At 65.1% G+C, this 24,304-nt stretch carries 22 protein-coding genes and 1 pseudogene; 8 read left to right on the forward strand and 15 right to left on the reverse strand.

The window, feature by feature from the left end:
• Positions 1-14: 14 nt before the first annotated feature.
• The 5 genes and pseudogenes from AC0V7N_RS31290 to AC0V7N_RS31310 form a co-directional block, all read left to right on the forward strand.
• Positions 15-974, forward strand: coding sequence for an ABC transporter permease (locus AC0V7N_RS31290; RefSeq protein ID WP_475452042.1), 960 nt, complete (start codon positions 15-17; stop codon positions 972-974).
• Entirely contained in the window at positions 974-1,813 is an 840-nt protein-coding gene (locus tag AC0V7N_RS31295) for an ABC transporter permease (RefSeq protein WP_475452043.1), read from the forward strand. The genes AC0V7N_RS31290 and AC0V7N_RS31295 overlap by 1 nt, the downstream gene beginning before the upstream one ends.
• Entirely contained in the window at positions 1,810-3,558 is a 1,749-nt protein-coding gene (locus AC0V7N_RS31300) for an ABC transporter ATP-binding protein (protein ID WP_475452044.1), read from the forward strand. Before AC0V7N_RS31295 ends, AC0V7N_RS31300 begins: the two co-directional genes overlap by 4 nt.
• A 230-nt stretch (positions 3,559-3,788) precedes the next feature.
• The gene (locus tag AC0V7N_RS31305) at positions 3,789-4,796 is read left to right on the forward strand and encodes a serine hydrolase domain-containing protein (protein WP_475452046.1); all 1,008 of its coding nucleotides are present in this window, start codon (positions 3,789-3,791) and stop codon (positions 4,794-4,796) included.
• Positions 4,796-5,896, forward strand: a pseudogene (locus AC0V7N_RS31310) (anhydro-N-acetylmuramic acid kinase); the annotation flags it as partial. The gene AC0V7N_RS31305 and the pseudogene AC0V7N_RS31310, both read left to right, overlap by 1 nt.
• Positions 5,897-5,906: 10 nt before the next feature.
• Here the strand turns inward: AC0V7N_RS31310 and AC0V7N_RS31315 are convergent.
• From AC0V7N_RS31315 to AC0V7N_RS31325, 3 genes are all read right to left on the reverse strand, one after another.
• Positions 5,907-6,329 carry a GNAT family N-acetyltransferase gene (locus AC0V7N_RS31315; RefSeq protein WP_475460575.1) on the reverse strand — a complete coding sequence of 141 codons (423 nt, stop codon included), beginning with the start codon at positions 6,327-6,329 and terminating at the stop codon, positions 5,907-5,909.
• A gap of 63 nt (positions 6,330-6,392) precedes the next feature.
• Positions 6,393-7,781 carry a sigma-54-dependent transcriptional regulator gene (locus AC0V7N_RS31320; protein WP_475452047.1) on the reverse strand — a complete coding sequence of 463 codons (1,389 nt, stop codon included), beginning with the start codon at positions 7,779-7,781 and terminating at the stop codon, positions 6,393-6,395.
• Positions 7,778-9,616 carry an ATP-binding protein gene (locus tag AC0V7N_RS31325; RefSeq protein WP_496627492.1) on the reverse strand — a complete coding sequence of 613 codons (1,839 nt, stop codon included), beginning with the start codon at positions 9,614-9,616 and terminating at the stop codon, positions 7,778-7,780. The genes AC0V7N_RS31320 and AC0V7N_RS31325 overlap by 4 nt, the downstream gene beginning before the upstream one ends.
• Before the next feature lie 287 nt (positions 9,617-9,903).
• Here AC0V7N_RS31325 and AC0V7N_RS31330 point away from each other — a divergent pair, with 287 nt between their 5' ends.
• The gene (locus AC0V7N_RS31330; RefSeq protein ID WP_475452048.1) at positions 9,904-11,232 is read left to right on the forward strand and encodes a dicarboxylate/amino acid:cation symporter; all 1,329 of its coding nucleotides are present in this window, start codon (positions 9,904-9,906) and stop codon (positions 11,230-11,232) included.
• 74 nt (positions 11,233-11,306) lie between these two features.
• Here AC0V7N_RS31330 and AC0V7N_RS31335 read toward each other — a convergent pair whose 3' ends face one another.
• Genes AC0V7N_RS31335 through AC0V7N_RS31385 form a run of 11 tightly spaced genes read right to left on the reverse strand, consistent with a single transcriptional unit; the run spans position 11,307 to position 20,807 of the window.
• Positions 11,307-12,398 carry an ABC transporter ATP-binding protein gene (locus tag AC0V7N_RS31335; RefSeq protein ID WP_475452049.1) on the reverse strand — a complete coding sequence of 364 codons (1,092 nt, stop codon included), beginning with the start codon at positions 12,396-12,398 and terminating at the stop codon, positions 11,307-11,309.
• A complete protein-coding gene (locus AC0V7N_RS31340; RefSeq protein ID WP_475452050.1) occupies positions 12,391-13,410 on the reverse strand; it encodes an ROK family protein in 1,020 nt (339 codons plus the stop codon). The genes AC0V7N_RS31335 and AC0V7N_RS31340 overlap by 8 nt, the downstream gene beginning before the upstream one ends.
• Positions 13,407-14,129, reverse strand: a complete 723-nt coding sequence (locus tag AC0V7N_RS31345; RefSeq protein ID WP_475452052.1) for a ribulose-phosphate 3-epimerase — start codon at positions 14,127-14,129, stop codon at positions 13,407-13,409. The genes AC0V7N_RS31340 and AC0V7N_RS31345 overlap by 4 nt, the downstream gene beginning before the upstream one ends.
• Positions 14,126-14,959, reverse strand: coding sequence for an alpha/beta fold hydrolase (locus AC0V7N_RS31350; RefSeq protein WP_475452053.1), 834 nt, complete (start codon positions 14,957-14,959; stop codon positions 14,126-14,128). Before AC0V7N_RS31350 ends, AC0V7N_RS31345 begins: the two co-directional genes overlap by 4 nt.
• Positions 14,959-15,777, reverse strand: a complete 819-nt coding sequence (locus tag AC0V7N_RS31355) for a sugar phosphate isomerase/epimerase family protein (protein WP_475452054.1) — start codon at positions 15,775-15,777, stop codon at positions 14,959-14,961. Before AC0V7N_RS31355 ends, AC0V7N_RS31350 begins: the two co-directional genes overlap by 1 nt.
• Positions 15,777-16,853 carry a Gfo/Idh/MocA family protein gene (locus AC0V7N_RS31360; RefSeq protein WP_475452055.1) on the reverse strand — a complete coding sequence of 359 codons (1,077 nt, stop codon included), beginning with the start codon at positions 16,851-16,853 and terminating at the stop codon, positions 15,777-15,779. Before AC0V7N_RS31360 ends, AC0V7N_RS31355 begins: the two co-directional genes overlap by 1 nt.
• 11 nt (positions 16,854-16,864) lie before the next feature.
• The gene (locus AC0V7N_RS31365) at positions 16,865-17,686 is read right to left on the reverse strand and encodes a sugar phosphate isomerase/epimerase family protein (protein WP_475452056.1); all 822 of its coding nucleotides are present in this window, start codon (positions 17,684-17,686) and stop codon (positions 16,865-16,867) included.
• Positions 17,687-17,691: 5 nt separating this feature from the next.
• The gene (locus AC0V7N_RS31370; RefSeq protein ID WP_475452057.1) at positions 17,692-18,528 is read right to left on the reverse strand and encodes a carbohydrate ABC transporter permease; all 837 of its coding nucleotides are present in this window, start codon (positions 18,526-18,528) and stop codon (positions 17,692-17,694) included.
• Positions 18,525-19,457, reverse strand: coding sequence for an ABC transporter permease subunit (locus AC0V7N_RS31375; RefSeq protein ID WP_496627493.1), 933 nt, complete (start codon positions 19,455-19,457; stop codon positions 18,525-18,527). Before AC0V7N_RS31375 ends, AC0V7N_RS31370 begins: the two co-directional genes overlap by 4 nt.
• A 2-nt stretch (positions 19,458-19,459) precedes the next feature.
• Complete coding sequence (locus AC0V7N_RS31380) at positions 19,460-20,491, reverse strand: extracellular solute-binding protein (RefSeq protein WP_496628039.1); 1,032 nt, start codon at positions 20,489-20,491, stop codon at positions 19,460-19,462.
• A complete protein-coding gene (locus tag AC0V7N_RS31385) occupies positions 20,388-20,807 on the reverse strand; it encodes a hypothetical protein (protein ID WP_496627494.1) in 420 nt (139 codons plus the stop codon). The genes AC0V7N_RS31380 and AC0V7N_RS31385 overlap by 104 nt, the downstream gene beginning before the upstream one ends.
• 174 nt (positions 20,808-20,981) lie before the next feature.
• On the opposite strand from AC0V7N_RS31385, the gene AC0V7N_RS31390 reads away from it, so the two are divergent.
• Both AC0V7N_RS31390 and AC0V7N_RS31395 read left to right on the forward strand, forming a co-directional pair.
• A complete protein-coding gene (locus tag AC0V7N_RS31390) occupies positions 20,982-22,130 on the forward strand; it encodes a Gfo/Idh/MocA family protein (protein ID WP_475452060.1) in 1,149 nt (382 codons plus the stop codon).
• A gap of 18 nt (positions 22,131-22,148) precedes the next feature.
• On the forward strand, positions 22,149-23,099 hold the full coding sequence (locus AC0V7N_RS31395; RefSeq protein WP_475452061.1) for an alpha/beta hydrolase: 951 nt from the start codon (positions 22,149-22,151) through the stop codon (positions 23,097-23,099).
• Here the strand turns inward: AC0V7N_RS31395 and AC0V7N_RS31400 are convergent.
• Complete coding sequence (locus tag AC0V7N_RS31400) at positions 23,087-24,121, reverse strand: LacI family DNA-binding transcriptional regulator (RefSeq protein WP_475452062.1); 1,035 nt, start codon at positions 24,119-24,121, stop codon at positions 23,087-23,089. The genes AC0V7N_RS31395 and AC0V7N_RS31400 overlap by 13 nt on opposite strands.
• Between the last annotated feature and the right edge of the window lie 183 nt (positions 24,122-24,304).

Consider the following 24,304-nt stretch of genomic DNA (forward strand, 5'->3'; position numbering starts at 1 on the left):
GAGGACTTCTTCGCGTGAACTATCTGATGCGACGACTGGCGACGTTTCCTCTCGTCCTGCTTGGCGTGTCCATCCTGGTCTTCGTCGCGATCCGGATGGTGCCGGGCGATTCGATCACGGCGATGCTGGGTACCGAAGCCGGCCTGCTGACGCCGGCGCAGCGGGATTCGCTCGCCGCCTATTTCGGCATCGACCAGCCCTGGTTCGTCCAGTACTGGCGCTGGATCGGCGGCATCCTGCACGGCAATCTCGGCATCTCCGTCACCTACGGCAGGCCGGTTCTCGACGTGATTCTGGAGCGATTTCCGTTGACGCTGGAACTGGCAATCTTGTCGATGATCATTGCGCTGGTGGTCGGCCTGCCAGCCGGGATCTTCGCTGCCACGCACAATGAAAAACTGTCCGATCTCGGAGTACGCATCGTCGCCATGATCGGCCAGTCGACGCCGAGCTTCGTGCTTGGCCTCTTGATCATCTACACGCTGTCGGCCGGTTTCGGCGTGCTGCCGGCAATGGGCGAATTCGCACCGCTCTGGCAGGATCCCCTGCGCAACCTCAGCCAGCTGATCCTGCCCGCCATCACGCTCGGCTTCGCCTTCGCGGCGTCCGTGACCCGCATATCGCGCTCAGCGATGCTCGACGTGTTGAGCGATGATTATGTGCGCACCGCGCGCAGCAAGGGCGCCTCGGCGCGCAGCGTCATCTGGCGCCATGCTTTGCCCAACGCGCTGATCCCCGTCGTCACGCTCAGCGGCATCGAGTTCGGCTATCTCTTGGGCGGCGCCGTCATCGTCGAGCAGATCTATGCGCTGCCTGGGCTTGGACGCATGGTGCTGGACGCCATCCTGCAGCGCGACTACGCACTGGTGCAGGGAGCCGTGCTGTTCATCGCCTTCAACTTCATGATCGTCAATCTCCTGGTCGACCTCGCCTATGTCGCGCTCGATCCGCGCATCCGGCTGGGAGAGCAGTGATGCGCATCCTGCGCGCCATCTTCGGCCACGGCAGCGGCCGCATCGGCGGCGTCATTGTCGGCGTCTATCTGCTCATCGCCATCCTCGGGCTGGTCGGGCTGACGCCGCACAACCCGATCACGCAGTTCCGCGTCGACCGGCTGCACGCGCCCAACGGCGCCTACTGGATGGGCACCGACCTGTTCGGGCGCGACGTGGCCAGCCGGCTGATGGCGGGCGTCGGCCAGTCGTTCACGGTTGCCTTCTTCTCGGTGGCCTTCGCCACTCTCGCCGGCACCGTGCTCGGGCTGGCCGCCGCCTGGCTCGGTCGCCGCTGGGATGGTGTGGTGATGCGCATCATGGATGTGCTGTTGGCCTTCCCGGCCATCCTTCTGGCGCTGCTCATCGTCACTGTCGCCGGGCCAGGCACATGGACCAGCGTCGTCGCCATCGGCATCGTCTACACGCCAATCTTCACCCGCGTGGTGCGCGGCCCTGCCCTCTCACTCAAGGCACGCGAATTCGTCGACGCCGCGCGCACCTTCGGCAGCAGCTCGTTCTACATCGTCACGCGCCATTTGCTGCTCAACCTGGTGGCGCCGTTGACCGTTCAGGTGACGCTGGCGCTGGCCTGGGCGCTGCTGACGGAAGCCGGCCTGAGCTTCCTGGGTCTCGGCACGCAGCCGCCCGCCGCCTCGCTCGGCCTGATGCTGAGCGACAGCCGCAATTTGATGGAAACTGCGCCCTGGCTGATGATCTTTCCTGGGCTGACCATCATGATCAGCATCCTCGGCTTCAACCTGCTGGGGGATGCCTTGCGCGACATCCTCGACCCCAGGATGCGGAGGGCGCCGGCATGAGCCCGCTGCTGTCGGTCAACGACCTTCGCGTCGGCTTCGGCCGCGACCGCCAAGCCAACGAAGTGGTGCGCGGCGTCAGCTTCGATCTGGCCGATGGCGAAACACTGGCCATTGTCGGCGAAAGCGGCTCCGGCAAATCCGTCACCGCACTGTCGATCAACCGGCTCATCGATTTTGGCGGCGGCCGCATTACCGGCGGCGCGATGAAACTGAAGCGGGCCGATGGCAGTCTCTTCGACCTGATGGGAGCGACCGAACCGCAGCTGACCGGCATTCGCGGCGCCGAGATCGGCATGATCTTCCAAGAGCCGATGACATCGCTCAATCCGGTGCTGACCATCGGCACGCAGATCGAGGAATCGTTCCGGCTGCATCGTGGCCTCACCGGCCGGCAGGCCACGGCGGCAGCCAGGGATGCGCTCGACCGCGTGCGCATTCCCGATGCGGCAAGGCGGCTGAAATACACGCCCAACCAGCTTTCGGGCGGCATGCTGCAGCGCGTGATGATCGCCATTGCGCTCGCCTGCAATCCACGCCTGCTGATCGCCGACGAGCCGACGACGGCGCTCGACGTCACCGTGCAGGCGCAGATCATGGCGCTGCTGGCCGAATTGAAGCGCGAGACCGGCATGTCGATGATCTTCATCACCCACGATATCGGCCTGGTTGCCGGCATCGCCGACAAGGTGATGGTGATGCAGAGCGGGCAGGCCGTGGAGCAAGGCGAACTGAACCAGATCCTCGACAGGCCGCAGCATCCCTACACGCAGCATCTGTTGCACGCCGTGCCGCATTTCGCCAACGGAAGCGCGACGCGCGCGGACGGACAGCGCGACAAAGATGCAGGCGCAGAACCGGCCTTGAAGGTCGACGGCCTCGTGGTGCGGTTTCCTCTCAAGAGCAATTTCTTCAGCCGCGCGACAGGCGCGGTGCATGCCGTCGACGGCGTCGACTTCGACCTGATGCCGGGCGAGACGCTGGCGATTGTCGGCGAGAGTGGTTCGGGCAAATCGACCACCGCGAAGGCGGTGCTCGGGCTGGTGCGCTCGACGCGCGGCAGCTTCTCGGTCGGCACCCGAACAGCCTCGGCAGAGCACAGCGCCAAGCCCGTGCAGATGGTGTTCCAGAACCCCTATGCCTCGCTCAATCCGAGGCTCAGCATCGAAAGCATCCTGGCCGAGCCGGTGATCGCCACCGGCGGCCGTATGGATGCCGGGACGCGGGCCAGAATGGCGAGCCTGCTGGAACGCGTCGGCCTGCCTGCGAACAGCTTGCAGCGCTATCCCCATGAATTCTCCGGCGGCCAGCGGCAAAGGCTGTGCATTGCCCGCGCATTGATGCTCAACCCGTCCGTGGTCGTTCTCGATGAGGCGGTGTCGGCGCTCGACGTCTCGGTGCAGGCCAAGGTGCTGGAGCTGCTGGTCGATCTGCAGCGGGAATTTGGGCTGGCTTATCTGTTCATCTCGCACGACATGGCGGTCGTCGAGCGGATCGCGCATCGCATCGCCGTCATCTATGCCGGCCAGATCGTCGAGATCGGCGATGCGGCTTCGGTGCTGTCGATGCCGAAGCATTCCTATACGAAGAAGCTCATCGCCGCCGTTCCGACCGTCGACCGGCGGCGTGAGCATTTCGAGATCGACACCCGCCAGGTGCCCTCGCTGGTGCGTCCGCAGGGGTTTGAGCCGGCGCCGGCGCGGTGGGAGAAGTTTGGCGGGGATCATATGGCGAGGGTGGAAGGGTGATGGGTGGTGTGCGGGGATATGCGAGGTTGGCGGGACAGCACCCCCCTCTCGCCCTGCCGGGCATCTCCCCCTCAAGGGGGGAGATCGGATGTCGTTGCGGCTTTCGCCAATCTCCAACGTTGGAAGGCGAGCGGAACCTTCAAACTGCCAATCTCCCCCCTTGAGGGGGAGATGTCCGGCAGGACAGAGGGGGGCGACAAGGATCGCCAACTTTCGAGTGGAGGCTGCCCTTGAGCACCCCCGCCTCCCTCTTCGACCGCGCGTTCGCACCGCTGGAAGCCGCAGTGGCTGCCAAGCGTATTCCCGGCGGTGTACTCGGCATCGTCGACAGCAATGGCCACCGCATCACCAAGGCAATCGGCTCGGCGCAACTCGTGCCCAAGCAGCGGCCGATGACCGCCGAAACCTGGTTCGACCTGGCATCGCTGACCAAAATCATCTTCACCACGCCGCGCATCCTGGCGCTGGCGAAAGATGGCGTCATCGATCTCGACGCGCCGCTGATCTCGGTGCTGCCCGACCTGCGCCAATATGATGCCGAGGCCTGGGAGCGAAAGGTAACCTTCCGCCAGTGTCTCGGCCACCAGACACCCTTCCCGGCCGTCGAACCGATCTACACTTACGGGCGGGACCCCGAACTGTTGCGCGCCTTCATCCTGCAGCGCGAATGGCGCGCCCGTGATCCCGTCTATTCCGACATCAACTTCATCCTGCTCGGCTTTGCGCTCGAGCGGCTGTCGGGAAAGACGATCCGCGACATGGATCCCGGCCCCGGCTTTGTCTGGTCGACGGAGCCGGATGTCGCCGCGGCGACCGAGGACTGCACCTGGCGCCATCGCGTGCTGTCCGGCGAGGTGCATGACGACAACTGCTCGGCGCTGCAAGGCGCCGGTCATGCCGGGTTGTTCGGAACAGCTGCGTCGGTGCTGGATTTCGCGCAAGGGCTGCTCGACGGTAGAGGTGCCACCGAACATTCGATCGCGCTGATGCGCACGCCCTTGTCCGCCACCCGCACCCATGGCTGGGAACATCCTTACGACGGCTGGTCCGGCGGGTCCTTATGCAGCCCCGAAACCATCGGCCACACCGGCTTTACCGGCACCGGACTGTGGATCGATTTCGACAGCGGCAAGGCCTGGACCTTGCTCACCAACCGGATCCATCCGACACGTCATTTCGACAGCGGAATCGTTCAGCTTCGGCAAGCGGTCGGCGATATCTTGAATGGAGCTCAATGATGGAACCAATCTGGGCCATCGGCCTGATGACCGGCACCGTGCTTGACGGCAATATCGACGTCGCGCTGATCAAGACCGATGGCGAACGCATCGATGATTTCGGCACCTACCGGCTGATGCCTTATCCCCAGTCGATCCGGTCGCTGCTGGAAGAGACGCTGACGGCGGCGCGGGCCTGGAATTTTGTCGGGCCGGAACCAGCGATCTTCCGCAAAGCCGAGGAAGCGCTGACGCGTGCCCAGTCGGCGGCTGTGAAGGAATTGGTCGAAGGCTATGGCATGACCATGGCCGATATCGGCGTTGTCGGCTTTCACGGCCAGACGGTGCTGCATCGCGCGCCGCAGGTCGGACGGCTCGGCCAGACCCGGCAGCTCGGCGACGGCGAACTGATGCACAGCCTATTGGGCACCAAGGTCGCCTATGATTTCCGCTCGGCCGACATGCGCGCCGGCGGGCAAGGCGCGCCTCTGGCCGCTGCCTATCACACCGCCCTGATGCGCAGCGCCGGCGCCAGCGGCGAGGTGGCCGTGCTCAATCTCGGCGGCGTCGCCAACGTCACCTGGTGGGACGGCGCCGACAATGTCGTCGCCTTCGACACCGGCCCCGCCAACGCGCCGCTCAACGATTTCATCAAGTCGAAGGGGCTCGGCGACATGGACCGCGACGGCGCGCTTGGCCGCGCGGGAACGGTCGACGAAGCAAGGCTCGCCAAGCTGCTGCAGCATCCCTATCTCAGCAAGCCCTACCCCAAATCACTGGACCGCTTCGACTTCGGCGCTGCCATGGCCGACGGCCTCAATGCCGAGGATGGCGCGGCCCTACTCACCGCCTTCACCGCCGGCGCCGTCGGCAAGGCCCTCGACCTCTTGCCGAGCCGGCCGAAAAAGCTGGTGGTCAGCGGTGGCGGCCGCCACAATCCGACGATGATGGCCATGCTCGCCAGCCGCGCCGGCGTCGAGGTGGTACAGGCCGAAAGCCTTGGCTGGAGCGGCGATGCGGTGGAGGCCGAGTGTTTTGCCTTCCTCGCGGTGCGCGTGCTGCGCGGCTTGCCGATCAGTTTTCCAAGCACGACCGGCGCGCCGCAGCCGATGCGCGGGGGAAACTCGCCGGTTAAGCCAGTTTCTTCTGCAGAAAAATGCGGCTGCGGCCGACAGGAAAATCGGCCAGTGTACCAAAGGGCTGATAGCCCTGGCGCTGATAGACCTTGGCCGCGTTCGGATTGAAGGTGTCGATCCAGGCGTTTTGGCAGCCGCGCGCCAAGGCTTCGTGCTCTGCCGCGGCCAGCATCTGGCCGGCCATATGCTGGCCGCGCACCCTTTCATCGACCCACAGCCATTGCACGTAAAGCCAGCCCCAGGCCGTGTAACCCGAGATGCCGGCGACTACGGCGCCTTCCTCGTCGCGCACGAACACGGCCAGCGCCTTTCTCTCGGAAGCTCCGACATCGCCGTCGTTGAACGCCGTCAGCCGTTCGCTGAGAAAGGCGAGGTCTTCCGGCAAGGGGTTTGCCGTCGTTTCGAGTGTCGTGTTCATGGCTCTTTCCGGAATGCATGGCTGGAGGGGATTAAGGGTTATGAAGCGTGAGGTCCGCGCAATCTATGTCTGCTCTCGAACAGGTTGCGGATCGCCGCCGTTGCGGAATTCTGATGCGGCAATGCCGTAGCGCTTGAGCTTGTCGTAAAACGTCTTGCGCGGCACGCCGAGCGCGTCGATGGCGCCGCGCACGTCACCGCCATGATCGCGCAGCGCATCGCGGATGATTTGCGCTTCATAATGGCCCACGCGTTCGGGCAGTGAGGCGGCCGCTGGCTCCGGCGATTGCCGGGAAACCGCCCTCGTCTCATCGTCCGGGCCAAGACCAAGCGCGACGCGATCGGCAAAATGCGCGAGCTCACGCACATTGCCCGGCCAGGCATGCGACTGGAGATGATCGCTGACCGCGGCGTTCACCTTGGCAACCGGCCGGCCGAACCGTTCCGCCGCCTTGCCGAGGAAATGGCCGAACAGCATCGGGATGTCGCCGCGCCGCTCGCGCAGCGGCGGGATGCGCAGCGTCACCACGTTGAGGCGGAAATAGAGATCCTCGCGAAAATCGCCGCGCTGGTCAGGCCGGCCGAGGTCGATTTTGGTCGCCGCGACGACCCTCAGATCGAGGCGCCGGATCTCGTTCGAGCCGAGCGGCGTGAGGCTGCGCGTCTCCAGCACCCGCAACAGCTTGACCTGCAGGGCCGGCGGCATGGATTCGATCTCGTCGAGGAACAGCGTGCCGCCGCTGGAATGTTCGACGCGGCCGATCCGCCGCCGCTGCGCACCGGTGAACGCGCCGGCCTCGTGGCCGAACAGCTCGCTTTCGATGACGGTCTCCGGCAGGGCGCCGCAGTTCAGCGCCACGAAGGGTTTGGCGCGGCGGCGGCCCCATCGGTGCAGCAGGTCGGCCACCACTTCCTTGCCGGTTCCGGTCTCGCCTTCGACCAGCACGTCGACATCCATGTCGGCGATCTGCCGCAGGGTTTCGCGCAGCCGGCGGATGGCAGGCGCTTCGCCGATCAGCGGCAGGCCATCCGCGGCCAATGCGGCGGCTTCGCGCAGCCGCCGGTTCTCCATCACCAGCCGCCGCTTTTCGCTCGCCCGTTTCAGCGCCTCGATCAGACGATCGCCGGCATAGGGTTTCGGGATGAAATCGTAGACGCCGTCCTTGAGCGCGGCCACCGCAAGATCGACATCGCCGTGCCCGGTGACCAGAATGACAGGTATATCTGGGTCGATCGCCTTGATGCGATCGAACAGTTGCAGCCCGTTCATGCCCGGCATGCGGATGTCGCTGACGACCACGCCGTCGAAATCCCTGTCGACGACGGCAAGTGCGGCCTCGGCGGCATCGCGCGCGACGACCGTGAAGCCGGCAAGCTCGAGCAACTGCGTTGTAGCGTGCAGCAGGTCAGCATCGTCGTCGACGAGCGCCACCCGCCCTGATCCCTGCGTCATTCAAGTCGCCTCAAATCGATGGTGAAGGACGCGCCTTTGGCGCTGTCGGGATCGAGCTGCAAGGTGCCGCCCAATTCCTGGGCGATCTCCTGCGAAATCACCAGCCCGAGGCCGAGCCCTTTCTCCTTGGTTGTCTGGAACGGCATGAACAGATTGCCGGCCGCTTCCGGCCCGAGGCCGGGACCATTGTCACGCACCGAAATCAGCACGTGGTCGTCGCGCTCGGCGAGTTCGATCTCGATGCGGGGATCGGGCTGATCCTTCATGGCATCCAGCGCATTCTGCAGCAGGTTGACGAGGATCTGCTCCAGCCGGATGCGGCTGGCCATCACCAATGGCGAGGCGTTGCCGCGCGGCTTGACGATGGTGACGCCGGAATCGCGGATACGGCCGGAGAGCAGCGACAGTGCGCCATCGATCGCCTCGCGCACCGGCAAGGGCGAGGCAGCTAGGCCCGGCCGGCGGGCGAAGGTGCGCAAGGTGCTGGTGATCGCGCCGATGCGTTCGGTCATCGAGACGATCGAGGTCAGATTGCCGCTTGCCGGTTCGGTCTTGCCGGTTTCGAGGAAGCGTCCGGCATTCTCGGCATAGGTGCGGATGGCGGCGACCGGCTGGTTGATCTCATGCGCCACGCCGGCGGCGATCTGGCCGAGGATGGAAAGCCGGTTGGCCTGGGCGAGATCGTCGCGCAGCCGGCGCACCTTGGCTTCGGCGCTCTCACGCTCGGCGATTTCGCCGGCAAGTGCGGTGTTGGAGCGTGTCAGCTCGGCGGTTCGCGTGGTCACGCGGCTTTCGAGCTCGGTATTCATGCGCGCCAGCGCCTCCTGCCGCAGCCGGCGTGTGCGGCGCCGTCTTGTCAGCACGTAGGCAAGCAAACCCGTCAGCAGCAGCCCGAGCAGCGTCGTCAGCCGCGCCGTGTTGGCGGCGGACGACAGAGCGGCGTCGGCGGGCGTCAACAGCCAGAGGCGCCAGCCGGGGACCGCACCGGGCAGGTCCTGCACCACCTCGACGAACTGGCGCGGCTTGCCGGAGCTGTCGATCGTCGCCAGGCCGTCGCCGGCGCCGCGTCGTATCGGCAAGGGTTCGAAGGCGGCGTCCGTCAATTGCAGTTGCTCATGGGCAGCGGCGGCATCTTGGGCGGAGAATGGCGCCAACGCGTGAAACCGCCATTCGGGCTGGCTGGTGGCAAGCACGACGCCGTGTTCGTCGGTGACGAAAACGAGGAAGCCGCTGGAGCGCCAATTGGCTTCGACGCCGTCGAGTTCGACTTTCAGCACCGCGACGCCCAGCGGCTTGCCGTTATCGTCGACGCGGCTCGCAAGATAGAGTCCCGGCCGGCCGCTGATCGTGCCAAGGCCGTACTGGCTGGCAGAGCCCTTCGCCATGGCCTCGTTGAAATAGTGACGAAAATTATAGTCGATGCCGACAAAGCTCGTCGGCTCGCCGGCATTGCTGGCCGATATCGCGATGCCCGCCGTGTCGATGACATAGATGGCGGACGCCGAGGCATCGCCGGCAATCGCCTTGAGCTTGTCGTTGAGGGCCGCTTCCTGCATCTTTCCGGCCCGGCGCAGCGCCCCGCGCACGGCATCGTCGCGGGCCAGCACCAAGGGAACCAGGCGCTGTTTTTCGATCTCGCCGGTCAGCGTTCCCGCCGCCAGAGGCAAAGCGGCAAGCGCTGCGTCGCGCAGATCATCGGCCGCCTGGCCGGTAGCGATGCGCCCGGCAATGGCGATCGCGCCTGCAAGGATCGCCAGGGCAATGACGACGATAACCCAGCGGCCATCGCGCAGCCGGGCCACCGCCTCACGCAGCAGTTCGCGACCGGCAAACACTGCGTGACCGCTATCGGTGCTTGCTTGCGGCGTCTGCCCTCTCCCTTTGCTAGCGGCCTCGAGGTCACTGTAATGCGAAATTCCGCCCAGGCAAAATGTTTCGTGTGCGGAAATCCGCACAAACCTCCACCAAAGGACGCTGAAGAATGCCCGGAATCCCGGGATTCCGGGCTTTCCGCGATCTGGCACGGCGCTTGCAAAACTCCTTCCAGCGGCGGGCGACCGGAACGCCGCGATGGGAGAAGTCACGCAGGGCGGTTTCCGTCCATCCGGCCAGGGAGAGATCGATGCACATCGCAGACCAATCGGGCGCGCCCGCCGCGCAGCGCAAGCCCCTTTATGCCCAACTCTACGTGCAGGTGCTGGTGGCGATCACCGTCGGCATCCTGCTCGGCCACTACTATCCGTCTGTCGGCGAGAGCATGAAGCCGCTCGGCGACGCCTTCATCAAGCTGGTCAAGATGATCATCGCCCCGGTCATCTTCCTGACGGTCGCGACCGGCATCGCCGGCATGAGCGACCTGCAGAAGGTCGGCCGCGTCGCCGGCAAGGCGATGCTCTACTTCCTCACCTTTTCGACGCTGGCGCTGATCATCGGCCTTATCGTCGCCAACGTCGTGCAGCCCGGCGCCGGCTTCAACATCGACCCGGCGACGCTCGATGCCTCGACCGTCAACACCTATGCCGCCAAGGCGCATGACCAGTCGGTCACCGGCTTCCTGATGAACATCATCCCCGGCACGATCGTCGGCGCCTTCGCCGATGGCGACATCTTGCAGGTGCTGTTCTTCTCGGTGCTGTTCGGCATCGCACTGGCGCTGGTCGGCGACCGGGGCGCGCCGGTGCTCAACTTCCTGCAGGCGCTGATGGCGCCGATGTTCAAGCTGGTCAGCGTTTTGATGAAGGCAGCCCCCATCGGCGCTTTCGGCGCCATGGCCTTCACCATCGGCAAATACGGCATCGGCTCGGTCATCAACCTCGCCATGCTGGTCGGCACCTTCTACGCGACGTCCCTGCTGTTCGTGTTCGTCGTGCTGGGCGCCGTCTGCCGCTACAACGGCTTCTCCATCCTGTCGCTACTGCGCTACATCAAGGAAGAGCTGCTTTTGGTGCTGGGCACCTCCTCGTCGGAAGCCGCCCTGCCCTCGCTGATGGAAAAGATGGAAAAGGCCGGCGCCAAGCGCTCGGTGGTCGGCCTGGTCATCCCGACCGGCTATTCCTTCAACCTCGACGGCACCAACATCTACATGACGCTTGCCGCGCTGTTCATCGCGCAGGCGACGAACATCCATCTGTCTATCGGTGACCAGATCCTGCTGCTGCTGGTGGCGATGCTCTCGTCCAAGGGCGCCGCCGGCATCACCGGGGCAGGCTTCATCACGCTGGCCGCGACGCTCTCGGTGGTGCCCTCGGTGCCGGTCGCCGGCATGGCGCTGATCCTCGGCGTCGACCGCTTCATGTCGGAGTGCCGGGCGCTGACCAACTTCGTCGGCAATGCCGTCGCCACGCTGGTTGTCGCGCGCTGGGAAGGCGAGCTCGACGAGGCAAAGCTCGCCAGGGCTCTGGCCGGAACGGCCGACGACAGCCTGCCGGCGGATGTCGTTCCCGCCGAGTAGTCCAGGCGATCGCATAGCAATACCAAATGGCCGGAGGCATCGCTGCCTCCGGCCATTTTCGTGCGTCGGTGATGTCAGGCTTTGCCGAGCGGCGCCAGCGCCTTGCCGTCGGCGGCGAAGAGATGGCAGTGGGACGCATCGACCTGCATGGCGATGGGGCTGTGCAGCGGGGTGGTGTCGGTGCCTTCGGTCTGCACGACAAGCCGTGCCTTCTCGCCAATGTCGGTGTGCAGGATGGTCAGGCCGCCGAGCCGTTCGGCCAGCACCGCCTCACCCTTGAACTGCCCCGCACTCGCGATGCGGATATGCTCCGGCCGGATGCCGAGCAGCAGTTCGCTGTTCGGCGCAAACCTTCCGGCCTCGACAGGGATAACCAGGCTGGCCCCGTCCGGCAAGGCAACAGCAACGCCATTCCCATCGGCCGAAAGAACCCGGACCGGCAGCATGTTCATCTTCGGCGAGCCGATGAAGCCGGCGACGAAGACATTGGCCGAGCGGTTGTACAGATCGAGCGGAGTGCCGACCTGCTCGATCGTGCCGCCGTTGAGGACGACGATCTTGTCGGCCATGGTCATCGCCTCGGTCTGGTCGTGGGTGACGTAGACGATGGTGGCGGCGAGCCGTTCGTGCAGTTGCATCAGCTCCAGCCGCATGTTGACGCGCAGTGCGGCGTCGAGGTTCGACAGCGGCTCATCGAACAGGAAGACCTTTGGTTGGCGCACGATGGCGCGGCCAATGGCGACACGCTGGCGCTGGCCGCCGGACAGTTCCTTCGGCCGCCGCTCGAGCAGAGCCGACAGCTGCAGCACGTCGGCAGCCGCCCTGACCTTGGCGTCGCGTTCGGCCACCGGCAGGCCGGCGATCTTCAGCGCGAAGCCCATGTTTTCCGCCACCGTCATATGCGGATAGAGCGCATAGGACTGGAACACCATGGCAAGGCCACGCTCGGACGGATCGACCTCGTTGATGCGCGCGCCATCGAGCATCAGCTCACCCGCGGTGATCTTCTCCAGCCCCGCAATCATGCGCAGCAACGTCGACTTCCCGCAGCCGGACGGGCCGACGAAGACGACGAACTCGCGGTCGCCGACATCGAGGTCGACGCCTTTGATCACCTCCACACCGCCATAGGACTTGCGCACGCCGCGCAGCTTGAGCTCAGCCATTGAAGTCCCTCCTCGCTTCTGGAAACGTGCTTGGACCGACCGGCATACGGGCCGCCAGGCTGCCATCGTCGAACAGGACAAGGCTGGCGGCGCCGACCAGCCCGGCATGGCGGCCGAGCTGCGCCTGGACGACCGGCACGTCGCGATAGGCGCGCATGGCGCGCTGCCGGATGGTCGCTTCGATGACCGGATGCATGAGGTCTAGGCCATTGGCGATGCCGCCGCCGACGACCAGCACGTCGGGCGAATAGAGATGCAGGAGATTGGTGAAACCGACGCCTAGCCAGCGCGCCTCCTCCTCGAGCAGGGCCACGGCGAGGTCGTCCTGCAGCCGCGCCGCTTCGACCACATGACGACCCGTGACCTCGCCGTTGGTCGAGAGACGACGCAGCGTCGAGCCATCGAAGGCTGATGTCGCGGCGTTGGCGCGGCGGCCAAGTGCCGTGCCCGAGGCGATGGCTTCGAAGCAACCGACGACGCCGCAGACGCAGCGCTCGCCCTCATTGGTGATGGTCATATGGCCGATCTCGGCGGCCAGGCCACGGCGGCCATGCAGGATGCGTCCGTCGGCAACGACACCGCCGCCAATGCCGGTGGAGACCGTGACAAAGACCAGCGAGCGGGCGCCATGGCCGGCGCCGAAGCGCCATTCGCCAAGGGCCGCCGCATTGGCGTCGTTCTCCAGCCGCACCGGCAGGCCGAGCCGCCGCTCGAGGATGTCGGCCAGCGGCACATCCTGCCAGCCGGCCAGCGTCGGCGGCCCGACGGCGATGCCGGCCAGCGGATCGAGCGGTCCCGGCGCGCCGACGCCGACGCCGACAATAGCAAGCCCCGGCGCCTCGGCATGAACGGTCGCGGCGAGCGCCTCGATCTGGCCGATCACCACGTCGGGCCCGGCCTGTGCCTGTGTCGGCACCGCGGCGAAGGCCAGTATCTTGCCGTCACGGTCGACCAGCGCGGCACGAAGCTCGGTGCCGCCAAGATCGATCGCAAGGGCGGCTTCAGTGGTCATGCCGCAACCTTCAGCCCATGCAGCCAGCCGATGCGGCCGGCCAGATCCTTGTCGCCAAAGGCGAGCGAACCCAGCACCACCGTCTCGGCCCCGGCGGCGCGCAGCAACGGCACGGTCTCGTGGCGGATACCGCCATCGGCCGCAAGCACGACCGCAGCCTCGCGGCCGGCCTCTCGCAGGATGGCACGGGCGGCGCCCAGCCTGTCACAGGCTTCTTCCGACAGGCTCTGGCCCTTGACGCCGATCGCCGTGCCCAGAAGCGTGACGAAGGCGACCTCGGAGACGAAAGGCTTTACGGCCTCGACCGGCGTCTCCCGCCGCAGCACGATTCCGGCTTCGGCGCCGAGTTCACGTGCCAGCCGCACGGCGCGCAATCCCGCCTCGCCATTTTCGGCATGGACGCTGATCATGTCGGCGCCGGCCTCGATGAACTGACGCGTCTGTGCCTCGACGATCGCGTCATCGACCATCAGATGGACGTGGATGGGTTTTGCCGTCAGCCCGGCGATGCGGGCGACGAGATCGGGGAAGAACAGGAAGGACGGCGCGAAATGGCCGTCCGCGACATCGATGTGATGCAGATCGACATGAGGTTCGATCCGTTTCAGATCGCTCTCGAAATTGGCGAGATTGGCCGACCAGAGCGAAAATTCGGCGATCAAGCGATCGCGCGGCAATGCGGCGATGGCGGCGGGGCCTGACAGGGGCTTTGAAGTCATGATTGGTCCTGATTGTTGAAATGTCTGTCGAGAAAGCCGCCGATGGCGGCGCGGATTTCGGCGAAATGGCGATCCTTGTCGGTGGCTTTCGGCGTCACCTCTGCGAAGGCGGCATTGGGGATGGTCTCAGCAAGTTCGCGGGCGGTCGCCAAGGGGTGGACGAGATCGATGCCGCTGCCGATGACCAGCGTGGGAATTGCGAGACCAGCGGCTTCCGTCCGCGTCACGCCGGGCCCATCCTTTGCGATCGCCTGCATCACCTCGGCGAAGACGGTCGCGTTCTCACGCGCGAAGAAGCCGAGCAGCGAGGCGAGATTGTCCGGCGCCTCTGCGCGAAAGCGAGCCGATGTCGCGGAGGACGCGAAGGCGTCGCGCGCCTCAGCCAGCGGGAGCCTCCGGATAAGCTCCGCCACTTCAACGTAAGGGCGCATATTTTGCGGTGCCGCATCGAAGGTCCAGGCGGGACGCACGAGCACCAAGCCAAGCACGCGGTCCGGGTGGCGGGCGGCAAGTCGCATCGCGATGGCCGCGCCCATCGAGATGCCGCCGGCGACGAAGCGGTCGAGCCCGGCCGCATCGGCGGCAGCCAGCACATCATCGGCGAACATGGCGATCGAGAACGGACGCGTGCTGCCGGCGCCGGCGCCGCCCTGCGCGCGGCACTCTACGGTCAGCCGGCGGTATGACGGGCTGTCTGGAAAATTCTGCGCCACCTGGGCGGCATCACCACCGAGACCATGCTGGAAGATAACGGGAAGCCCGCCCTGCCCGGTGTCGAAGACACGAAGAGCGGCATCGTCGCGCAGCAGGATCGTTGGCGCCGCACTCATCAGAGCAGCCCTCGCAGGAAGGCGGCGACATCGCGCGCCTCATCGGCGGACAGCCCGTGCGTGACCAGCGCTCCGTCGAAACCCACGGCCTTCAGCCGCGCGACGAAATCCGGGAAGTCGACGATGCCTTGCCCCGATGTGGCGAAGCGGCCGTCGCCGTGACGATCCTTGGCATGCGCCATGGCGATGTGGCCAGCGGCTTCGTCGATCGCGGTGGCGACGATGGCGCGCGCCTCGTCCGGCGTCGCGTGCTCGAACAGGTTCGCCGGATCGAGCACGATCTTGAGATGCCTGGAGCCCATGTCGGCAATCAGGAGTGTCGCATCCGTGGCCGAGGTGACGATGTTGGCCTGCTCTGGCTCGATGCCGAGATCGACGCCGGCGTCTTCCGCCAGCGCCAGCGCTTTCTCCATCTCAACGGCCATGTCGGACCAGGCGGCTGATGTCGCATTGTCGGGATGATACGCCCATTGGTCTGCGGCATTGCGCGAACCGGTGCAGAGCGTGACCAGCGGAATGCCGAGAGCTGCCGCCGTCTTGATGACGACAGCGAGACGGCGAAGACCGTCATCGCGCACCGCCTTGTCGGGATGCGCCATGTTGTAGGTGCCCGACAGAGCGGCTAGCGAAACACCGGACGATCGCGCGGCGGCACGGATGTCTAGAATGGCTGTATCAAGCACGACATCCGGCATCGACGGCAGGCCGGCGCAGGCAAGATTGAACTGCGTCGTCTCATATCCGGCCTGCTTCACCGCAGCCAGCACGGCGGCCGGGTCAGCGCCGGGAAAAGTCTTGGCGAAGATGCCCAGACGCATCAGACCGCACCCGAAACCGAGGCGAGTTCAACCCGCTCGCCCGTTTCCACAGAGCGGGCAATCGCCACCATCGCACGGATCGAGGCGATGCCGTCCTCGACATTGGCGCCGCGCATCGGCGTGCCGTTCAGCACCGTATCGGCAAGACCTTCGAGCTGGCGGCGGAAGAAATGGCCGTCGGCGCCGAGTGGTTTGCGCGAGGTTGCGTCCTTCTCATGGAAGATGTCGACCTCGCTGGCGCGGAAGTACCAGGGGTTGAAGGTTTTCGCCATGACGGAACCGTTTTCGCCATAGAGCTGGAACCCTTCATGCCAGTCCATGCGCACGGCAACCGTGAGATCGAGATGGCCAAGCGCGCCGCTGGCGAATTCGGTCTCGACGAACCAGCAATAGGCGCCGAAGCGTTCGTTGAGACGGGCGCGGACCGCTGTGATGTCGCCGCATAGGAAGCGCGCCGTGTCGACGAGATGCGAGCCGTGCGCCAGCATGAAGTACTGCCGCAAGTCGGCCTTCGGATTGCCCGATGGTTTCCTCGCCAGCTTGCTGGTGACCGGCAGCGGCTGAATGGCGTCGGTGTTGGTGTAGCGATGGGTGGAATCGCAATACCAGGCCTTCAGCGCCAGCACCTCACCCATCTCGTCGCGAACGAAGTCGCGCGCCGCCTCCAGCGCCGGGTCGAAGCGCTTCATGTGGCCGACCTGCAGCACCTTGCCCGAACGCTTGACCGCCGCCGCCAGCGCCTCGCCTTCCTCCACCGAGGTGCCGATCGGCTTTTCGCAGAGAACATGCTTGCCGGCGTCGAGCGCCTTGATCGACATCGGCACGTGATAGGCGTCCGAGGTGGCGACGATCACCGCCTCCAGCTCGGGATCGGCGAGCATGGCGTCATAGTCGGCATACATCTTTTGCGGCTCGTAGGTGGCGCCCATGCGGGCGAGCAAATCCGGCGCCGCATCGCAGATGGCGTAGAGATCGGCATTGGCGGCCTTCGTGCAGGATTGCAGATGCGCGAACTGCGCGATGGGACCGCAGCCGAGTACGCCGACCCTGAGGCGTCTGTCTTGTTTCTTGATCATCGTCTCGTTCTTCAGGCGCCGTAGCTGCGCATTGTCTGGCGGTTGGTCTTGACCGCGCCGGCGGGGTCGGCGGCGGCCGTGTCGGATTCCTCTTCGAGCACCAGCCAGCCATTGAAGTGCGGCGCGGTGTTTGCGATCTCGATGACCGCTGATGTGTCGCAGACGCCTTCACCCAGCATCGCCCAGGTGCCGTTGGCGTCGACGTCCTTCAAATGGATGTATCGGATGCGGTCGCGATAGCTACGCAGCGTGTCGGCCATGTCCTTGTGGCCGCGCAGGAGATGGCCGGTATCCGGCACCCAGCCGACCAGACCGGGGTCGAGCAAGGCAAAGATCCGGTCATAGTCGGCGCGGTCGAACAGCAGCGTGTTGTGGTGTGAGCTCGGATGCACCGCCACCTGGACACCGGCCTGGCGGCCGAGTTCACCGGCCTTGTTGTAAACCTCCGCGGCGATGGCGAACTTGTCGTCGCGCGGCCCGTCTGACACCACGGTTGCCGACCCCATCGAGACCAATGCGCCGGGAAAGGCGGCGGCAAAGTCGATCCACCGCTTGGCGGTGTCGAGGTCGGCGCCGATCTCCTCCGTGAGTGTAAAACCGCTGTTCGAGCCGAAGGCGAAGGAAACAAGCGTCAGGCCGGACGATTTCAGCGCGACGGCGAACTCCGACGGCCGGTCGGCGTAGCGGCCGATCATGGTGTCGGTGATCTCGATGCCGGCATAGCCGCCATCGGCGATGGCCTTCAACAGATCGTCGGGGCCGCCGGTGAAACGGTCGCCCAGCATTTCCCAGGTGAAGGTCTGGCAGCCGACCTTGAGCTTCGTCTTTGTCATGTCGTTCATTCCTTGACGCCGCCCTGTGTCAAGCCTTCGATGATGTGGCGCTGGAAGAACAGCACCAGAAGGATCAAGGGCACGGTGACCACGGCGGAGGCCGCCGCGATGTCGCCCCAGGGCACATAATAGAGGTTGGTGAAGTTGGCGATGCCGACCGGGATCGTCTGCCGGTCGATGTTGGAGGTGAAGGCAAGCGCGAACAGGAATTCGTTCCACGCGGTGATGAAGGCAAGCAGGCCGGTCGTCACCAGGCTGGGCAGCGACATTGGCAGGATGATGCGCCAGAGCAGGCCGAGAACGCTGACTCCGTCCATGCGCGCGGCCTCATCGATCTCGCGCGGCAGCGTCTCGAAATAGCCGAACAGCACCCATGTGACGAGCGGCAGGCCGAGCGCCAGATAGGTAATGATCAGCGCCGTGTAGGTGTCGAGCAGGCCGAGATTGGTGGCGACGAGATAGAGCGGGCCGACCAGCGCGATCTGCGGGAACATCGACACCGACAGGATGACCATCAGGATGCCGAAGCGGCCCTTGATGTTGAGCCGCGACAGAGCGAAAGCGGCCAGCGAACCGACGAACAGGCAGAGGAACGTCGTCGCCAGCGACACCACCAGCGAGTTCCAGACATAGCGGTGCAGCTGCTTCTCGAAAAAGGCGTTGTAATAGTGCTCCAGCGTGAAGGGATGCGGGATCAGCGACGGCGAGCCCGAGGTCAGCATCTTGTCGAGCTGGAACGAGGTCGAGAACTGCCAGAGGAACGGACCGCCCGACCAGATGAGGATCAGCACGGCGCCGGCATAGATGGCGAAGCTCTGCAGTGGCGAGCGCGTCTCGTTCATTGCGCCCTCCTGATCTGGCGGATGAGGAAGACGACGAAGACCAGCGCGATGAGACCCTCGGTGATGAACATCGCGGTCGACACGGCCGAGCCGTAACCGAACTGCAGCGTCGAGAAGAGCACCTTGTAGGACAGCGTCGACAGCGTTTCGGTGGAATCGGCCGGGCCGCCGCCGGTCAGCACATAGACTAGGTCGAAGACGCGGAAAGCGTCGAGCGCGCGGAACAGGCCGGCGATCAGCAAGGTCGGCATCAACAGCGGCAGGCGGATGTGCCAGAAGGTGATCCAACCCTTGGCGCCATCCATGCGTGCCGCCTCGATCAGCGAATTGGGCACCGTCTGCAGACCGGTCAGCAGCAGCAACGCCATGAACGGCGTCGTCTTCCAGACGTCGGCGATGATGATGGTGATCATCGCCGTGTCGGGAGAGCCGTACCAGTTGATCTTCTGGGCGATCAGGCCAGCATGCAGGAGCATGTAGTTGATGATGCCGTTCTGGCCGTCGAACAGCCAGCCGAACATTTTTGAGGTGACGACGGTGGGCATAGCCCAGGGAACCAGCATGGCCGCGCGGACGAGCCCTCGCCCCTTGAAGGCCTCGCACAGGATCAGCGCCATGCCGAGCCCGATCACCGTCTCCAGCACCGTCGACGCGGCGGTGAACCACATCGTGTGCCACCAGGCATTCCAGAACTGCGGGTCGCCCCACAGCTGCACATAGTTGGAAAAGCCGGTGAAATCCTGATCCTGCGTGATCAGCGAGGTGTTGGTGAGCGAGAGGTAGAGCCCGTTGACGATCGGGTAGAAGGAGACTGACGCCAGCGACACGAAGGCCGGCGTCAGCAGGATGAGGGCCCAGAAGGCGCCGGGAAGCGCCCTGCCAAACCGCCGCGGCCGGCCAGCGCCTGAAATGGTGGCGGCCGCGGTCATGATCAGGCGACGATCTTGTTAATCTGGTCGGCGGTCGCGTCCATCTCGGCCTGGACGTTGCCGGAAACCAGGGCCTTGGAGATGCCGGACTGCAAGGCCAGCGTCACCTTGGCGTATTGCGGCGTGATCGGCCGCGCCGTGGCGCCGGTGAATACTTTCTCCAGGCTCGCCATGAAGGGCTGTTCCTTCTTGATCTGCTCGTCCTGGAACAGCGCCGGGCGCGTTGGTGCCAGACCAAAGTTCAGTGCGATGCGATGCTGGGTCTCGGTCGACGACAGCCAGGTCAAGAGTTCGATCGCGGCTTCGCGCTGCTTGGAGTTGGCGTTGACGCCGAGCTGATAGCCGCCGAGGCAGGCCGAGCTCTTGCCGCCGGGGAATGACGGCAGAGGTGCGACGCCAACCTTGTCGACGACCTGGGACGCCTTGGCGTCCTGAGCGATCGGATAGACATAGGACCAGTTGCGCATGAACAGCGCCTTGCCCGAGGTGAAAGGCTGGCGCGACGGTTCCTCATCCCAGGACAGCACGTCCTGCGGGCTGATCTTCGTGGTTGCGATGGTGTCGTGCAGGAACTGGATGGCTTCCACCGCGCCCTTCTGGTTGATCAGCGACGACTTGCCGTCGGGCGCCAGGATAGCGCCATTGTTGGAGGTGATGATCTCGACCGCGTCGCAGACCAGCACCTCGGCCTGCTTGCCCTGCCAGAGATAGCCGAAATCGATGTCGCCTGCCTTCTGCGCGGCGGCGGCGATGGTCGCCATGTCGGCCCAGGTTTCCGGCACCTTGCCGCCATGCCTTTCCAGCACATCCTTGCGGTAATAGAACATGCCCGAATCCATGAACCAGGGAAGGGCGGTCAGCTTGCCGCCATAGGTACAGGCGTTGAGGGTGCCGGTGAAGTAGGCGCTGCGCTTGTCGGCGGGGAAATACTCATCCAGCGGCAGCGCCCATCCGGCGGCGGCAAAGCCGGCGATCCAGATCACGTCCTGGCTGAAGACGTCCGGCGTGCCGTTGCGGCGGGCAAGCTGCTGCACCAAGCCCTGGTAGACCTCCGTCGAGGAGCTCGGCGGCGGCAGTTCGATATTCTCTGACCAGGACGCGGTCCTGCGATTCGTTGAAGACCTTGATCAGGTCGCCGAAGGTCTCCTTGCCGAAGAAGGCCGCGCTGGCGAAGCTGATCTCGGCGCGTGACTGGGCGCGAGCACGGCCAATGCCGAGGGACGTCCCTGCCCCGAATGCCGCCGCGCCAAGCAGGCCGGCGGAACCGATGAGAAATTGCCGACGATCGGCGATCGTCACATGACCCACAGGCTTAGTGTCGGCGGTCGGCCGTTTTTTCATGTCTGTCATTTTCTCCTCCTAGGGCTGGCAGCCTCCCGAATGTCGCGCCAGAATTTTCGCATGTTCTATAAAAATTTTACGCGCGTCAATATTTAAAATGTTGTATAGCGCTTTCCCAGAACGATCTGTTGCCGGCGCAGCGGATCCGGCAGAGCATGACGAAGTTGGGAGGTACGGCCAAAAATGCAGGCAAAATCAAAGGGCAAGCTCGGAATCGGCGTCATCGGGTGCGGCAACATCTCGATGACCTATTTGCGCAATGCCGCGCTTTTCGGTGGCATAGAGCTGCGCGCCTGCGCCGATATCTCGGCCGAGATGGCGGCGCTGCGAGCGAAGGAATATGGCATCCAGGCGCTCGGCGTCGATGCGCTGCTCGCCGATCCCGAGATCGATCTCGTGCTCAACCTGACCATTCCCGCAGCGCATTTCGACATTTCGTTTTCCGCGCTTTCGGCGGGAAAACACGTCTTCACCGAAAAGCCGCTGGCGACTTCGGCCAGCGACGGACGCCGGCTGGTAGCCGAGGCCGCCAAGCGCGGCGTGCTGCTTGGCTCGGCCCCCGACACATTCCTCGGTGCCGCCGGGCGCCGGGCGCGCCGCCTGATGGATGAAGGCGCCATTGGCCGCCCGGTCACCGGCACCGCCTTCATGATGGGACGCGGCATGGAGCACTGGCACCCGAACCCGCAATTCTACTACCAGCCGGGCGGCGGCCCTGTGTTCGACATGGGTCCTTACTACCTGACCATGCTGGTCAATCTGCTTGGCCCGGTCGCGCGCGTCATGGCGATGGCGACGCGTGGCCAGGAGGAGCGTCTGATTACCGCCGAGGGACCGTTCAAGAACACCAAATTCAAGGTCGGCACGCCGACCAACGTGCTGTCGCTGCTCGAATTCCGCTCCGGCGCCACCGTCACCTTCGGCGCCTCGTGGGATGTCTTCAAGCATTCCAACCATCCGATTGAACTGCATGGCACGGAAGGCTCGCTGCGCCTGCCCGATCCCGACACGTTTGGCGGCACGGTGTCGCTGTCCGAACGCGGCGCGGAGTGGAAGGATTTCGTCAGCGAAGGCGAACTCTACGGCGCCCGCAACTGGCCCTATGCCGCACCCGATCGCGCCAATTACCGCATGCTCGGCGTCGCCGATCTGGTGCGTTCACTCAAGACTGGTGCAGCACCGCGCGCGTCCGGCACTCTGGCGCTGCATGTGCTGGAGATCATGGAGGCGATCCTGCATTCGGGCGAAACGAAGAGCTCGGTCGCCATTGCCGGCGATGTCGTCCAGCCGGCGCTGCTCACCGAGGATGAAGCAAGCAGCCTGCTCGCCTAGTTCATGACGGAGATGGCAATGACGCTCGATCCGGATGCGCTGCGTGTCCTCGAAATCGGCCGTGCGGCCGGCGGCGAGCCGTTCGAAAACGGCAGCGTGGCGGCGGCGCGCGCCGCCTACATCACCTCGCTCCCGGCACAGCAGGGCGAGCACGAGCCGGTCGCGGCGACCTCGCAGCAAGAGATCGACGGGCCAAACGGCCCGGTCACGATCCGCATCCATCGCGGCATCGGCGCGCCACGGACCGGAGCACGCGCCGTGCTCTATCTGCATGGTGGCGGCTGGGTCATCGGCAATCTCTCCTCGCACGACGAGATCTGCCGCTGGCTGGCCAATCTGGCCAACGCCGTCGTCGTCTGCCCCGATTATCGGCTGGCGCCGGAGCACAAGTTTCCGGCAGGGCTCGAGGATTGCGCGGCGGCGCTCCGCTTCATGGCGGAAAACGCCGGCGAGTTCGGCATCGACCCGGCCCATATCGCCGTCGCCGGCGACAGCGCCGGCGGCAACCTTGCCGCCGTCCTGGCGTTGCTCTCTCGTGACGGGCTGGCACCACCGCTTGCCGCCCAGATCCTGATCTATCCCAACACCGATGCCCGCCAGATTGCGGACAGCTATCGGCGTTTCGGCGACGGCTTCGGGCTCACCGCCGCCACCATGGCCTGGTTCCGCGACCACTATGTGCGAACACCGGACGACATCACGGACTGGCGCGTCTCGCCGCTGCTGGCGTCAAGCCTTGCCGGCGCCGCACCTGCGTTTGTCGTGAGCGCCGGCCATGACATCCTTGCCGACGAAGGCACGGCCTATGCCGAGCGCCTGCGGGTCGGAGGCGTGCCGCTGGTGTTGCGACACTGGCCAGGTCAGATCCACGGCTTCGTCTCGATGGGCCGCCACATGCTGGCTGCGCGGCAAGCGGTGAGCGAGGCGGCGGCCTGGCTCAAACAGCAGACGCCCGCTCAGGCCGACTGACGCATCACCAGTGTCGCGCCGAGCTTGACGTTGCGCGCCAGACCCAGGCCAGATGGGTCGGCCTCGTCCAGCAAGGCCAGCAACATCTCGACGCTGCGGCCGGCCATGGCGGCGAAATCCTGCGCCATGGTGGTCAGCGCCGGGCAGGTGTAGCGGCTCAGCGGATGATCGTCATGGGCGGCGACACGGAAGTCGCAATCGGCGCGGCGGCCGATCTTCAGCCCGCGCGAAAAAGCCGCCGCCATGACGCCGAAGGCGAGACGGTCATTGGCGCACAGCAGCGTGCGGGCCGGCAGGCCGCCTTTCTCGAGCGTCCTCTCCATCCACTCATGGCCGATGCGCTCGAAGTCCCAGTTGTAGCCGCCCGCCGCCTCGAGAACGACAGGTTCCAGGCCGGCGGCTCGCATCGTCTCGATATAGCTCTGCAGGCGCTCGCCCGAATTGTGGTTGACGTGCGGAATGTCGACATAGACCGGCGGTTCGCCAGACCGGCAGAGATAGTCGACGATGGTCGACGTGCTCTGGTGGTTGTCGTTGCCGACGAAAGGCGTATCGCCTTCGATGTAGGTGTCGAAATAGACGATCGGAATGTCCTCGCTCATCCGCTCGAAGACGCCGGGTTCGGAGACCAACCCGAGCGGAGCGACGATGGCGCCGGCGACCTTCAGCGACAACAGCGTCTTGACCGATTCCGCCTCCAGTTTCGGCGAACCGTGCGAGGAGATGACGATCGGCCAGAAACCCTCATCGCGGCAGCGCAGTTCGATGCGGCTGACCATCTCGGCATAGAACGGATCGGTCAGCGCCGGCACGACGATGCCGACATTGCGGGTGCGCTTGCGGTTGAGATTGCGCGCGAAAACGTTGGGCTGATAGTCCGAGGACCGCAGCGCCGCCTCGATGCGCGCCCGCGTCGCCGGCTTCACGCTGGCCGGGTCGTCGAAATACTTCGACAGGGTCGGCCGCGATACGCCGGACGCCCTGGCGAAATCATCCATCGTGCGGTGGGTCTTCTCCGCCATCGATCTTTCAGGCCCCTTTGCCCTCGCTGCCAGCCTTCCAGCCAGAATCAGTCTTGCGGCCGTTGCCGAGAGGCAGCATTGCTTGACCAAATTTGTTCAGTCAAATTTCAGCGTTTCCAGTACAACGCAAAAGAGTTGCGCGCGTCAAATTATTTATTGACGCTTTAAAACTGAAACCCGGAC

The organism is Mesorhizobium kamtschaticum (assembly GCF_056174585.1).